Source organism: Streptomyces sp. NPDC018833, assembly GCF_044390825.1.
In the GTDB taxonomy this organism is placed as follows: Bacteria; Actinomycetota; Actinomycetes; order Streptomycetales; family Streptomycetaceae; genus Streptomyces.
In genome coordinates this window covers 422,622-435,817 of record NZ_JBIRZM010000003.1, presented here as the reverse complement: position 1 = coordinate 435,817, position 13,196 = coordinate 422,622, and the positions used below count along the sequence as shown (strand labels likewise).

Annotated in this window: 10 protein-coding genes and 1 pseudogene; 2 read left to right on the top strand and 9 right to left on the bottom strand. The window is 71.6% G+C overall.

Going from position 1 to position 13,196, the window contains the following annotated elements; genetic code table 11:
• Positions 1–546: 546 nt before the first annotated feature.
• Entirely contained in the window at positions 547–2,304 is a 1,758-nt protein-coding gene (locus ACH5AF_RS09205) for an FG-GAP-like repeat-containing protein (protein WP_398900872.1), read from the top strand.
• A gap of 137 nt (positions 2,305–2,441) precedes the next feature.
• Here ACH5AF_RS09205 and ACH5AF_RS09200 read toward each other — a convergent pair.
• Together ACH5AF_RS09200 and ACH5AF_RS09195 are read right to left on the bottom strand one after the other, a co-directional pair.
• Positions 2,442–2,629, bottom strand: a pseudogene (locus ACH5AF_RS09200) (glyoxalase); the annotation flags it as partial.
• Entirely contained in the window at positions 2,629–3,450 is an 822-nt protein-coding gene (locus ACH5AF_RS09195; protein WP_398900871.1) for a trans-aconitate 2-methyltransferase, read from the bottom strand. The pseudogene ACH5AF_RS09200 and the gene ACH5AF_RS09195, both read right to left, overlap by 1 nt.
• Before the next feature lie 131 nt (positions 3,451–3,581).
• Here ACH5AF_RS09195 and ACH5AF_RS09190 point away from each other — a divergent pair, with 131 nt between their 5' ends.
• Positions 3,582–4,079 (top strand): MarR family winged helix-turn-helix transcriptional regulator, encoded by a 498-nt coding sequence (locus tag ACH5AF_RS09190; RefSeq protein ID WP_398900870.1) that lies wholly within the window; start codon positions 3,582–3,584, stop codon positions 4,077–4,079.
• Here ACH5AF_RS09190 and ACH5AF_RS09185 read toward each other — a convergent pair.
• The 7 genes from ACH5AF_RS09185 to ACH5AF_RS09155 all read right to left on the bottom strand — a co-directional run bounded on the left by ACH5AF_RS09185 (position 4,038) and on the right by ACH5AF_RS09155 (position 13,172).
• On the bottom strand, positions 4,038–4,796 hold the full coding sequence (locus tag ACH5AF_RS09185; protein ID WP_398900869.1) for a LuxR C-terminal-related transcriptional regulator: 759 nt from the start codon (positions 4,794–4,796) through the stop codon (positions 4,038–4,040). The genes ACH5AF_RS09190 and ACH5AF_RS09185 overlap by 42 nt on opposite strands.
• Before the next feature lie 336 nt (positions 4,797–5,132).
• Positions 5,133–6,245 carry a galactokinase gene (galK, locus tag ACH5AF_RS09180; protein WP_398900868.1) on the bottom strand — a complete coding sequence of 371 codons (1,113 nt, stop codon included), beginning with the start codon at positions 6,243–6,245 and terminating at the stop codon, positions 5,133–5,135.
• Positions 6,242–7,210 carry a UDP-glucose 4-epimerase GalE gene (gene galE / locus ACH5AF_RS09175; protein WP_398900867.1) on the bottom strand — a complete coding sequence of 323 codons (969 nt, stop codon included), beginning with the start codon at positions 7,208–7,210 and terminating at the stop codon, positions 6,242–6,244. Before galE ends, galK begins: the two co-directional genes overlap by 4 nt.
• Complete coding sequence (gene galT, locus ACH5AF_RS09170) at positions 7,211–8,251, bottom strand: galactose-1-phosphate uridylyltransferase (protein WP_398900865.1); 1,041 nt, start codon at positions 8,249–8,251, stop codon at positions 7,211–7,213.
• Positions 8,252–8,434: 183 nt separating this feature from the next.
• Positions 8,435–9,130 (bottom strand): LuxR C-terminal-related transcriptional regulator, encoded by a 696-nt coding sequence (locus tag ACH5AF_RS09165; RefSeq protein WP_398900864.1) that lies wholly within the window; start codon positions 9,128–9,130, stop codon positions 8,435–8,437.
• Positions 9,131–9,415: 285 nt separating this feature from the next.
• Positions 9,416–11,233 carry a PQQ-binding-like beta-propeller repeat protein gene (locus tag ACH5AF_RS09160; protein ID WP_398900863.1) on the bottom strand — a complete coding sequence of 606 codons (1,818 nt, stop codon included), beginning with the start codon at positions 11,231–11,233 and terminating at the stop codon, positions 9,416–9,418.
• Between the two features lie 64 nt (positions 11,234–11,297).
• Positions 11,298–13,172: a PQQ-binding-like beta-propeller repeat protein gene (locus ACH5AF_RS09155; protein WP_398900862.1), complete on the bottom strand. Its 1,875-nt coding sequence runs from the start codon at positions 13,170–13,172 to the stop codon at positions 11,298–11,300.
• Positions 13,173–13,196: the final 24 nt, after the last annotated feature.

Genomic DNA, 13,196 nt, shown 5'->3' with positions numbered 1-13,196 from the left:
GACCGGTCCCGGCCGGCGGGGGCCCGGCCGGGATACCCGAGAACCTCCCGGCTCCGGGCCAGCGCGGGCCCGCAGGCGCACCGGGCCCGGTGCCGACGGAACCGAGAGCACAGCGGCCAGGGCGCCGACCGCGGCTCCCGGCGGACCAGCTCCCGGAACCAGCGCCGAGCGCACCCAGAGCCCGCCGGGCGGGACGCAAGCCGCACCCGTGCCGGACGCGCGCGGCCGTCCTGGGAGCGCACCGGGGGACGCGGGTGCCCGCAGCAGCGGGATACAGCCGGCACCCGGAAGCCAGCGACGACGCCCTCCACACCCGCGCGGCCCGGCCCCGGCCCGGCCGGGTCGGGGCCGGAAAGCGGCACAGAAAAAACGACCGGTCCGCCGTGCATCCCTGGATCCCCCTGAGCCGTCTATCTCCGTGCCCCGTCGATGGACGACGAGGCTGCAGGACACGACTTCCGGGACAAGTCCCCCGACAGGGAGCAGACCGACTTCCAGGACGCGGACTGCGTGATCCCGGCTTCATGACCTTCCCCGGGGGGAACTTTGACTTCGAAGGAATCCGGCCGCCCTGCCGTCGCGCGCCACAAGGCGGCGCGGCGCACCACGGCCTGTACGGCGCTGGCCATCTCGGCGGGCATGCTGCTCACCTTTCCGGCTCAGGCGGACGACGCACCGGCGCCGCGCAAGCCTGCGCCGCGCACCGCTCCGACCGTCGACAGCATGCCGAAGTCTCCGATCACGCAGTCCGGCGCGGCGAAGGTACCGTCGGCCGCACCGGCCGGCATCCAGGCCGCGAAGCCGGCCCTGCCGCGCAGCGACATCGACGGCGACGGCTTCAGCGACCTGCTGCACCGCGCGATCGACGGCCAGTACTGGGTGACGCCGACCGGCAGCGAGGACACCTACATCTATGCGCTCGGCACGAGCGACGAGACGTTCAAGGACGTGTTCTCGATCGCGGGCATGGACGCCGCCGAGCCGACCCGTCCCACCCACTTCACGTTGTCCGCCGACGGCCGCCTGTCCTCGTACCGCAGCGACGAGGCCTCCGCCGAACCGCAGTGGTCCGGCACGGGCTGGCAGCAGTTCAACAAGGTCTTCTCGCCCGGCGACCTCACCGGCGACGGCGCCGGCGACGTCCTCGCGCGCAACTTCGCCGGTGAGCTGTTCCTGTACCGGGCCCGGCCCGGAGCGGCCGAACCGTTCGCGCCGAAGGTGAAGGTCGGCTCCGGGTGGGGCCAGTTCGACCAGCTCGTGGGCGTCAACGACGCCAACGGCGACGGGATCGCGGATCTGTTCGCACGCAACCCCGCAGGTGAGCTGTTCTTCTACGCCGGCGTCGAGGCCGAGCAGCCCTTCAAGCCGCGGGTCAAGGTCGGTGACGGCTGGGCCCAGTACAACCAGCTGTTCAGCGTGGACGACGTGAACAGCGACGGCTTCGCCGATCTGATGGCCCGCACCGTGTCGGGCACGCTCTACCGGTACCTCTCCACCGGCACGGGCGCCTTCCAGGCGAAGCTGCAGCTCGGCACCGGCTGGCACCCCGTCTCGCAGTTCGCCGGCGCGGGCAGCAACCCGTTCTGGGGCAAGAACGAGGTGCTGGGCGTCGACAAGTCCGGCACCACGTACTGGTACCACGGCATGAACAACGGCCTGCTCAGCGCCCGCCAGCAGGGCTCGACCGGCTGGCAGGGCGCGAAGCTGTCGCTGGCCTCGTCCTTCGACAACAACGGTTTCGGCGACCTGCTCGATGTCATGGACGGCACGCTGTACAACTACGACGACTACGTCGGCGACGGCGAGCTCGGCAGCGGCTGGGGCATCTACAACAGCCTCGTAGGCCCGGGCGACCTGTCCGGCGACGGCAAGGGCGACCTCATCGCCCGCGACAGCTCCGGCGTCCTGTACCTGTACCGGGGCAACGGCAGCGGCTCGGTATTCGCCGCCCGCCAGAAGATCGGCTCCGGCTGGGGCCAGTTCACCGCGCTGGCGGGCGCCGGTGACATCGACGGCGACGGCCGCGCGGACATCGTCGCGCGCGCCAAGGACGGCAGCCTCCACCTGTACGCGGGTACCGGCGTGGCCGCGGCCCCGTTCAAGGCGAAGAAGCTGATCGGCACGGGCTGGAACCAGTTCAGCAGGTTCGTGGCACCGGGCGACCTGACCGGCGACGGTCGGGCCGACCTGCTGGTCCGCAACGCGGACGGCGAGCTGTACCGCTACGACGCCGACGGCAAGGGCGGCTTCAAGGCGAAGGCCAGGATCGGCACCGGCTGGAACACCTACAACGGTCTGTACTGATCCGGGACAGTATTGATCCAGGACAGTATTGATCCGGCCGGCCTGATCCCTCAGATCCCGGCCGGCACCCGGCAGCCAGGCGCCCCACCGCGGTTCACCCGCGGCGGGGCGCTTCGCCTGTACGGGCCCGCTCACGTGGCGGGAGGGAAGTCCTGCTCGATGCCCGGATGCAGTTGGACGGACCCGTTCACGAACCAGCAGCCGCCGCGAGCTGTGGCGGCTCGGGGATCTCGTTCATGCCCAGCACCTCCCGGCAGTGGGCGCGCAGCGCGTCCTCGGAGCCGGGCGGTGCGGCGGGCTGGTCGTCGTCCACGGCGGCGAGCATCAGGCGACCTTCCGTGCGACGGCGAAGATGCGGCGGAAGGGGAACACGGTGCCGTGCGGCCCCGGCGGGTAGGCCTTGCGCAGCAGGTCCCGGTACTGGCCCAGGAATTCCGCCGCCGCCTCCGGGTCGTCGGCGAGCTCGGTGAGGACCGGACGCAGCGCCGTGCCCTTCACCCAGTCGAGCACCGGGTCGTCGCCGTTGAGCAGCTGGAGATAGGTGGTCTCCCATGCGTCCGTGTCGCAGCCGAGGTCGGCGAGGCGCAGAAGGTAATCGGCGGGCTCCAGGATGTGGACGTAGCGCCTTCCGTGGTCGCCGAGGCGGGTGCGCCACTGCGGGGACTCGCACAGCTCACCGAGCAGGGCGTGGCTGGGGGAGCTGAAGTTGCCCGGCACCTGGAAGGCGAAGGTGCCGCCGGGTGCGAGTCCGTCGATCCAGACGGCGAAGGACTCGGGGTGGTTGGGGACCCATTGCAATGCCGCGTTCGAGACGATCAGGTCGTACGGCTCGTCGGGGGTCCAGTGCGCGGCGTCGGCGTGGTGGAAATCCAGTCGGCCGCCGCCGGCCGTGGGGCCCGCGTGGTCCTTCTCGGCCTGGGCGAGCATCTCGCGCGAGAGGTCGAAGCCGGTGATGTGGGCGTCGGGCCAGCGATCGGCGAGGAGGGCGGTGACATTGCCGGGACCGCAGCCGATGTCGGCAATACGCGCAGGTCGGCTGCCGGAGGGCAGCCTGGGTATGCGGGCGAGCATGTCCAGGAAGGGACGAGTGCGGTGCCCGGCGTGGCGCAGGTACTGATGTGGGTCCCAGTTGGGTACGGAGTGCATGTTCGAGTCCCCCTTGCAGGAACGGAATGCCGAAACGGAGCGTGTTTCGGCCCGACCATGCCCAATAGTCCAGCGGACTATATCTTGACGTCAAGAGACTTCATGTCGACAGACCAACTACACTGATCGACATGGAGGACGAGGTCGATCGACTGGTCGCAGCATGGCGCCGAGAGCGCCCCGACCTCGACGTGGAACCACTCGAGGTGCTCAGCCGCGTCTCCCGGCTCGCCCGCCACCTCGACCGCGCCCGCCGGCTCGCCTTCGCCGAGCACCAGCTGGAGCCCTGGGAGTTCGACGTGCTCACCTCGCTCCGGCGCGCCGGAGCGCCCTACCAGCTCTCCCCCGGCCAGTTGCTCACCCAGACGCTGGTCACCTCGGGCACGATGACCAACCGCATCGACAGGCTCGCCAAGAAGAATCTGGTCGAGCGGCTACCCGACCCCAGCGACCGGCGCGGCGTCCTGGTACGGCTCACTCCCGAAGGCCGCGACCGCGCCGACCAGGCCCTGGCCGGACTGCTCGCCCAGGAGCGGGCGATCCTGTCCGAGCTGTCCCACGCCCAGCGCGCCGAACTGGCCGCACTGCTACGCCAGCTGACCGCCCCGTTCGACAACATCCCCGGTTAGCTCGGCCGGTCCGACACCCGCCCGTCGCGCCAGCGCGACCGCGGCGAGCGTGGAGTGCACGCCGAGCTTGCCCAGCACGTTCTGCATGTGCGTCCGCACGGTGTGCGGGGACAGGAAGAGACGCTCGGCAACGGCTTTGCGCCCCAGTCCCGCAACCATGCAGCGCAGTACCTCGTGCTCGCGCGGGGTCAGCGACTCGACCAGCTGCTCGCTCTCGGTGCGATGCTTGCGGGCGGCGGTCAACTCGCGCAGGACGCCGGTGAGCAGCGCGGGCGACAGATGCGTCTCGTCGCGCAGCACGCCGCGGATGACGGCGAGCAGCCGTTGCAGCGAACAGTCCTTGGCGACCCAGCCCGACGCCCCCGCCTGGAGCGCGAGCGCGGCCCGGGCGGCGTCGTCCTTCTCGGCGAGCACCACGGAGCGCACGGCGATCCCGTGCGAACGGACGCCCGCGACCAGCGAGATCCCGTCCACGAGCCCGTCCTCGGAGCCGGCGACCGCGCGGGGCGCGGGCACCGGAGTGATGCCCAGATCGGCGTCGACGAGCATGACGTCGAAGCGCCGCCCTTCGGCCGCGGCCCGCTCCAGGCAGCGCAGCGCGGCCGGCCCACTGCCTGCCGCGGCGACCTCGACGTCGGGCTCGGCGGCGAGAGCCGCGGCGAGCGACTCGGCGAAGATCCGGTGGTCGTCCACGACCAGGACCCGGATACGAACCACATACACCCCCAGTGCCGGAGGACGGATCGGCGCGGATACGGCGCCCGGAGAAGCGCGGTACTGGACATCGCCCGGCCGCCGCCGTGCTCTGACTGATACCCCGCCCCGGGCACCGTACCCAACGGTCTCGCCCCCTGATCGACACCGGCCCCCACCGGTGTCGACCATCAGAGTACGGACGGGTGGCCGCGACGGAGGGCTCTTTGCAGAACTGACCGCCCCGGCCGCATCGCGCGAGGACGCGTCCACCGCCGCACGGGACCACGCGTGATGCGCCACGTGCGGTGGACCCTGCTCCCGCCCCGGCGCGACAGGCGACGGCGGGCCGGGGCGCGTTCAGCTCACCCGCCGCGCCCCCGCCGACGGCGCCGCCGTGAAGACCCGCGGCGCGTCCAGCGACGCCGAGGCGAAGGCCTCCTGGACCGACTTCGTCACCAGGTGCGCCGAGGACGACTCGGTCAGCACGATCGCCGAGCCGCCGAAGCCGCCGCCCGTCATCCGGGCCCCGAGCGCTCCCGAGGCCAGCGCGGTGTCTACCACCAGGTCCAGTTCGCGGCACGAGACATGGAAGTCGTCGCGCAGCGAGGCGTGCCCCTCCGTCAGCACCGGGCCGATCGCGCGGACCTCGCCCGCCTCCAGATGCGCGAGCGCGCGCTCCACGCGGTGGTTCTCCGTGACGACATGGCGGACCAGGGACCGCACTTCGGGGTCGTCGAGGCGGGCGAGGGCGTCGTCGAGCGCGTCGTGCGGCACGTCCCGCAGCGCGTTCACGCCCAGGTCGGCCGCGCCGACCTCGCAGCCCGCGCGGCGTCGTCCGTACTCACCCTCGCTGTGGGAGTGCTTCACCCCGGTGTCGACGACGAGGAGTTCGAGCCCGTGCGCCCCCAGCTCGAAGGGGACCTGACGCAGGGACAGGTCACGGGTGTCCAGGTGCAGGGCGTGGCCGTCGGTGCAGCAGGCCGAGGCCATCTGGTCCATGATCCCGGTGGGGGCTCCGACGTAGACGTTCTCGGCACGCCGGCACAGGCGGGCGATACGCCACCGTTCGAGGCCGAGTTCGTACAGGTCGTTCAGGGCGAGCGCCGTGACGACCTCGAGCGCGGCGGACGAGGACAGGCCCGCGCCGGCCGGGACGGTCGACTCGTAGTGGATGTCCGCGCCGCCGATCCGGTGGCCGGCCTCGCGCAGCGCCCAGACCACGCCCGCCGGGTAGTCGGTCCAGCCGCCCCCGCCACCCGTTGCCGGCGCGTCGATGCGCAGCTCGACCGGGCCGGCGGCGGCGCCGTCGATGTCCGCGGAGTGCAGCCGCAGCACGCCGTCGTCGCGGCGTGCCACGGTGGCCACCACGGTGTGCGGCAGCGCGAAGGGCATGACGAAACCGCCGTTGTAGTCGGTGTGCTCACCGATCAGATTCACCCTGCCGGGGGCTGCCCACACACCGTCGTTCATGATGTGTTCTCCCTCCTGCGGGCGAAGGCCCAGGCGTCGGACACGATGCCGGCCAGGTCGGCGCGGCTCGGCTGCCAGCCAAGGCGTTCCTGGGCGGCGGCTGCGGAGGCGACGAGGACGGCGGGGTCGCCGCCGCGGCGCTCGGCCACGACCTCGGGCACCGGGTGGCCGGTCACCTTGCGGACGGTCTCGATGACCTCGCGCACGGAGAAGCCGTTGCCGTTGCCGAGGTTGCAGATCAGGTGCTCGCCGGGCTTCGCCGCGTCGAGCGCGAGCAGGTGGGCCTCGGCGAGGTCCGCGACGTGGATGTAGTCGCGGACGCAGGTGCCGTCGGGTGTCGGGTAGTCGTCGCCGAAGACGGAGATGGACTCGCGCTTGCCGAGGGCGACCTGGAGGACCAGCGGGATGAGGTGCGACTCGGGGTCGTGGCGCTCACCGCAGTCGCCGTACGCGCCCGCGACGTTGAAGTAGCGCAGGGACACCGCGGACAGGCCGTGCGCCGCGGCCGCGCCGCTGATCATGTGGTCGACGGCGAGCTTGGAGGCGCCGTAGGGGCTCGTGGGCGCGGTCGGGTCGGACTCGGTGATCGGGGTGGACACCGGCTCGCCGTACGTCGCGGCGGTGGAGGAGAAGACCAGGGTGCGCACTCCGGCGGAACGCATGGCGGCGAGCAGCTCCATCGTGCCGCCGACGTTGTTCTGCCAGTACTTCTCCGGCTTGGCAACCGACTCGCCGACCTGCGAGAACGCGGCGAAGTGCAGCACCCCGTCGTACGAGGCGTCGAGATGACGCGCGGCGTCCTGGATGCGGCCCTCGATGAACGCCACGCCCGCCGGAACGCCCTCGCGAAACCCGGTGGAGAGGTCATCGAGCACGGTCACCTGGTGACCGGCCTCCACCAGGTGCTGGGCCACCACACTGCCGACATATCCCGCACCGCCTGTGACCAGGTACTTCTTGCTCACTTAGCTCGCTACCTCTCGCAGTCGCTCGGCCGCGGCTTCCGGCGGCACGTCGTTGATGAACACGCTCATACCGGACTCGGAACCCGCGAGAAACTTCAGCTTGCCGGGAGTGCGGCGGATGGTGAAAAGCTCGAGATGGAGGGCGAAGTCGTCCCGCCCGTCCACGGTGAACGGCGCCTGGTGCCAGGCGGAGATGTACGGGGTCGGCGGTTCGCCCGGGCCGAAGATCCGGTCGAAGCGCCTCAGGAGTTCCAGATAGATCTGTGGGAACTCCGTGCGCGCGGCCCCGTCCAGCGCCCGTAGGTCGGGCACCCGGCGCTTGGGGTAGAGGTGCACCTCGTACGGCCAGTGCGCCGCGTACGGTACGAAGGCGACCCAGTGCCCGCCCTCCAGCACCACCCGTACGCCCTCGGCCAGTTCGCGCGCGACGACGTCGTCGAAGAGGTTGCGGCCGGTCACCGCCCGGTGCCCGGCCGCCGAGCGCAGCATCAGCGCGGTGCGCGGTGTGACGAAGGGGTAGCCGTAGATCTGGCCGTGCGGATGCTGGAGGGTCACGCCGATCTCGGCGCCCCGGTTCTCGAAGCAGAAGACCTGCTCGACGCCGGACACGTCGGCGAGGTCCGCCGTGCGGTCGGTCCAGGCGGCGAGGACGAGACCGGCCTGCTCCTCGGTGAGGTCTGCGAACGAGGCGTCGTGGTCGGAGGTGAAGCAGACGACCTCGCACCGGCCGGCCTCGCCTGCGAGCGAGGGGAAGCGGTTCTCGAAGACGGCGACGTCGTAGTCGGCGGCCGGGATCTCCGCGAGGCGGCCGTCGCGCGAGGGGCAGAGCGGGCACTCGTCGGCCGGCGGGTGGTAGGTACGGGCCTGACGGTGCGAGGCGATGGCGACCGAGTCGCCCAGCAGGACGTCGAGCCGGATCTCGGATGTGGTGGAGACGGTATCGAGCGGCCGGGTGTCGACGGCGTCGCGTACGGCGTCGCCGCGGGAGTCGTAGTAGAGCAGCTCACGACCGTCGGCGAGCCGGGTCGACGTCTTCTTCACGCGCAGCTCCTCACCACTTTCCCCAACAGAATCGAACACAACCAACTACAAGTCAACAGCTCGTTATGAAGGGCTCGTCCCCATACGTCCGGGGCATGCGGGAGCGACCAGAGGCATCCGGCATACGCAAGCGGCCGGACCTCCGGCGATATCCGCCGGATGGGTCGCGGGAGATCCCCTGGGTCAGCCCTGCGCAGCGTCCGGCGGCAGGCTCCCGCGGGCCGCCCGGTCCAGCAGCCCGGTCCGTGCGGCGAGCGCCGCCGCCTCCAGCCGGGAGCCGACCCCGAGCTTCATCAGCACGCGCTGCACATGCGTGCGCGCGGTGCTCGGTGCGATGCCCATGCCGGCCGCGATCAGCCGGGTGTCCTCGCCCTCCGCGACCCGCACCAGCACCTCGACCTCGCGGGCGGTCAGCAGCGCGAGGAGCCGCTGGCCCTCGTCGTCGGGCTGCGCCGCGGGGTTGAGCAGCTCGGCGAACGCCCCCTGGAGCAACTGCGGCGCCACCACCGCCTCGCCCGCACGGACCTTCACCAGGGCGCGCTCCACTCCCTCGATGCGCTCGTCGTGGCGCACATAGCCCGACGCCCCGGCCGCGAAGGCGGCGGCGATGCCCCGTGGGCTGGGCACCGGCCCGAGGACCACGACGGCCACCTGGGGACGTTCCCGCTTGATCTGTACGACCGGGTCGAAGGCGCCCGGCGCGGCGGGCGCCTGGGTCCCCAGCAGGCACACATCGGGCGCCCTGGCGACGACCAGCTCGGCCGCGCCGGCGGCGGGGGCGGCGGCCGCGAGCACCCGGTGCCCGCGCAGCTTCAGCGCCGAGGCCAGCGCCTCCGCGAGCAGTCTGTGGTCGTCGACCACGATGAGCCGCACGCCCATCGAGCTACCCTCCCCGTCGGAGCGGACCCCCCGGCCCACTGCCCCGGCAAGCTACACGCTCGTGCCGACGAGCGCGCCCCCAACCCGGCAGAAGCGGGCCAGAATGCCGAATTCCGCGCCAAACAGGCCCACTTGTACGAGCCGCCGCCACTGGGCACCGGGTACCAGGCGTCAGGCGCGCCGGCACCGGACACCAGGCACCCGGGAGCCGGGGGCCGGGGGCGAACGACCGCGGCCCGGCCCGTCGGGTGGACGGGCCGGGCCGGCAGGCGTTCTCGTAGGCGGTCAGTCGGCCACGCTGAACGAGATCGCCAGGTACTTCTTGCCGAACTGCGAGTCGTTCTCGCGGGGCTTGCTCATCAGGTCCTGCGAGATGAAGAAGCGGCCCGCCGCGTAGCGGTACTCGGAGCCGTTCTCGGTGAAGCTCGTCTCGGCGTCGCGCACGGCCCGGTCGGCGGGGTTCTCCAGCAGGACGGTCTGCTTGAAGGTGGCGCCGTCGATGCTCACGACCTGGCCGCCCTTGTCGTAGGGGGGCCACTTGTAGACGATGAGGTTGCCGCCGTCCATGCGCAGCGGCAGCGAGTGGTAGCCGTCGCCGGCGTCCGCGCGCTCGGGCGTTCCCTTGCCGGTCGCGAGGTCGAAGGCGACGATCTCGTTGGTGCGGCCCGCCTGACCGCCACCGTCGTGCTCTGCGGTCGGCAGATAGAGCCTTTCGTTGCCGACGAGCACGAACTGGCAGCCCTCGACACCGTCGCTCGCGGAGCAGCGGGCCAGGTACTTGTCGCCGGGAGCCGCGATCTTGGCGCGCAGCTTGCCGGTCTTGCCGTCGACGGAGAAGAAGTCCGAGATGCCGAACGTGCCCGTGTCACCGACGTCGGCGGCGACGACCAGCGGATCGCTGGACACGATGCGGGCGTCCTCGACACCGGCCGGCAACTTGAACGACGACAGCGGGGTGCCGTTGTCGGGGTTGAGCGTCTGGACGGTGGTCGTCTGGTTGCCGTAGTCGCCGCACACGCGGACCGCGACGAGTGCCTTGCCGCCGCCGTAGCCGATGTCGCGGCACTGCTGGGTGTCGACCTCGGGCTTCCAGCGGACCGCTCCGGTGGTGAGGTCGAACGCGGCACCGCCGTAGAGGCCGCCCGCCGCCACGGTGCTGCCGCTCAGGGTGACCTGGTCGAACCGGCTCTTGTCGTCCCCGTCGCCGGCGACCGACTTGCTCCACACCAGCTGACCGGTGTTGAGGTCGAGGACACCCACCTCGGTGCACTGCTCGAAGAACTTGGGCGCGGTCCGCTTCTTGGCCTCGAAGAGGATCGCCGTCTTGTTGTCCTTGGTCACGTGACGCGAGGCGCCGCAGACCTGGCCCGCGAGCGGGGTGGTCCACAGGACGCTGCCCTTGGCGACGTCGTAACCCACGACCGAGTTGACGCCCGGCTTCACATACGCCTTGTCGGTGACCCAGGAGCCGGGGACGGCCGTCAGGTCCTCACGGGCGGGCTCGGGGAGCTGGAAGGCGACCTTGGCCTTGGTGTTCGCCCCCGCCTTCTCCTTGCCGGCCCCGTCCGGAGCGGGCTTGGCGTCGCCGCCGCCGTCCCCGCCGGAGGCGCCGCCCGAGCTGTTCGCGGCCTCGTCCTTCTTGCCGTCGTCACCGGTGGTCGCGTAGACGATGCCGCCGACGACGATCAGGACGATGGCGACGCAGGCGGCGATGATGATCTGCATCTGCGCGCTGAGCTTCCGGCCACCACCGCTGCCGCCGCTCGGCGGCTGCGGGTAGTGCGGCTGCATGGGCTGCGTCGGGTAGCCGTAGCCCTGCTGTGGCTGGCCCGGGACGGCTCCCTGCTGCGGATAGCCGTACGGCGCCTGGCCCGGCCCCGGCGGCGGGGTCTGGGGCGGCTGCCCGTACGGCGGCTGGGCGGGCGGTGGGCTCTGCGGGTAACCGTAGGAGCCGTCCTGCGGGTGCGGCGGGCTCTGCGGGTAACCGTACGAGCCGTCCTGCGGCTGCTGCGGTGCGCCGAACCCGCCCTGCGAGGGCTGGTTCGGTGGCTGGCCCGGCGGCGGGCCGGGCGGCTGGTTCGGCGGGGGCGGCGGCTGCGTCATGGGGTGCTTACCTCTGGGAGCGGTACGGCTGACGGGCGGAGAGGGGATCGGGGGACGGTCGCAGTCACTGGCCGAAGGCCATCATGGTCTTCGTCTCCTTCTCCTCCTTGTCGTTGCTCGCGCTCACCCGCCCGCTGGCGATGAAGAAGCGGCCGTCGGCGTAGGCCGTCCTCGGCGAGTAGAAGGTGTTCTCGATCTGCGCGGTCGATGCCGGGTGCTGGAGCAGCGTCTTCGGCGCACCACCGGTGGGGGCGATCGTGGCGACCGTGCCGCCCTTGTCGTAGGAGGCGCCCATGTAGACGAGGACGTTGCCGCCCTCCATCCGCAGCGGCGTCATCTGGCGCTCGGCGGGGGCCTTGGAGCGCCACGTGGCCTTTCCGGTGTCGAGGTTGAAGGCGACGATCTCGTTGGCGGTGCCGTAGCCGGTCTCGGTGGCCATGTAGAAGGTGTTCGCGTCGGCGGCCACGCCGGTGCAGCCCTCGAGGTTCTGGCCGAAGACGACGAACGAGCCGCCGCAGCGCGGCTGGAACTTGTCCTTGCCGCCCTCGATCTGCGAGCGCGGCTTGCCGTTGTCCGTCAGCGCGATGATCGACCACTTCTTCGGCTCACGCTGAGTGAGGGAGACGACCAGCGGGCTCGCCGAGTAGACCTTGTCGATCTCCCAGCCCTCGGGCGCGTTGTAGGACCACTTGACCTTGCCGGTGGCCGGGTCGATCTCCTGGAGCTGCTGCTTGGGCTTGTCGTAGTTCGAGGTGGGGCAGCTGGCGCCGGCCAGCAGCCGCGGCCCACCCGCGAAGGCGAACGGCTTGCAGTCGCCCGCCGGCTTGCCGAACAGCTGCTTGCCGTCGGCGAGGGAGAAGCCGTAGGAGTTGCCGGTGCCGCCGACCGCGAGCGTGTTGCCGCTGATGGCGAGCGTGAAGTCGGACAGCGAGCCGAAGGCGCCGGACGCCTTGGGGATCGACTTCTTCCAGCCCGCCTTGCCCGTCGTGAGGTCGACCATCTGGAGGTCCTTGCACTTGGCCTTGTCGGTCAGGCCGTCCTCGACACCAAAGACGATCTTCCCGTCGGCGGAGGCGTTCGCGGGCGCGGAGCACACCTTGGTGCTCACCGGCACGCTCCACTTCTTCTTGCCGTCGGTCACCGAATAGCCGGCGATCTCGCGGTACATCGCCTTGACGACGGTGTCGCCGACGACCCACGGGCCGAACGCATCGGCACCGTTGCGCGGCAGGTCGACGTCGTTCTTGGTCAGGAAGAGGACCTTGGCCTCGCCGTCCTGGCGCCCGGCGTTGAGGTCGTCCTCGCCGTCTCGGGCACCGCCGTCACCTTTGCCGTCGCCCTGGTCGACGCTCGCCGAACCGGTCGGCTCCGGGGCGTCGCTGGACTTGGCGACGCTGGGCTTGTCCTCCTTGTCGGCGCCGGCGAGGGCGAAGTACGTGCCACCGCCGACGACGAGCAGCGCGGCGGCCGACGCGGCCACGATGATGCCGGTCTTCCCCTTGAAGAAGTTCCCCGGGCCGCCGGACGGCCCGGTCGGCGCGCCGGGGTACTGCGGCTGCGCCGGATAACCGCCGTACGGGCTGGGCTGGTTGTACGGGCCCGGCTGCTGGGCGTACGGCCCGGGCTGCTGGTACGGCCCCGGCTGCTGCGGCGCGTACGGGCCGGGCTGACTCGCCTGCGGGTAACCGTAGCCGGGCTGCGGCGCGGGGGGCTGTGCCCCTGGGCCCTGCGGCCCGGGAGGTGCCCCCAGCGGAGAGCCGTAGCCGGGAGCCTGGGGCGCGCCCGCGGGCGGCGCCGGCGGGGCCGGTGGCATCTGGGGCGGCTGGGCGGGCTGTCCCCCTGGGCCCTGCGGCCCGGGAGGTACCCCCTGCGGCGCACCCTGGGGATCCTGGGGAGCTCCGAAGCCCGGCTGTGGCGGCTGGTTCGGCGGCTGCGTCATGGCGTACTACCTCTGGAGTGTTCA

Bases quoted from the DNA above. Each gene is read 5' to 3' on its own strand.
- ACH5AF_RS09195 (WP_398900871.1), bottom strand. From the start codon at position 3,450: ATGCACTCCGTACCCAACTGGGACCCACATCAGTACCTGCGCCACGCC.
- ACH5AF_RS09190 (WP_398900870.1), top strand. From the start codon at position 3,582: ATGGAGGACGAGGTCGATCGACTGGTCGCAGCATGGCGCCGAGAGCGC.
- galK (WP_398900868.1), bottom strand. From the start codon at position 6,245: ATGAACGACGGTGTGTGGGCAGCCCCCGGCAGGGTGAATCTGATCGGT.
- ACH5AF_RS09165 (WP_398900864.1), bottom strand. From the start codon at position 9,130: ATGGGCGTGCGGCTCATCGTGGTCGACGACCACAGACTGCTCGCGGAG.
- ACH5AF_RS09160 (WP_398900863.1), bottom strand. From the start codon at position 11,233: ATGACGCAGCCGCCGCCCCCGCCGAACCAGCCGCCCGGCCCGCCGCCG.
- ACH5AF_RS09155 (WP_398900862.1), bottom strand. From the start codon at position 13,172: ATGACGCAGCCGCCGAACCAGCCGCCACAGCCGGGCTTCGGAGCTCCC.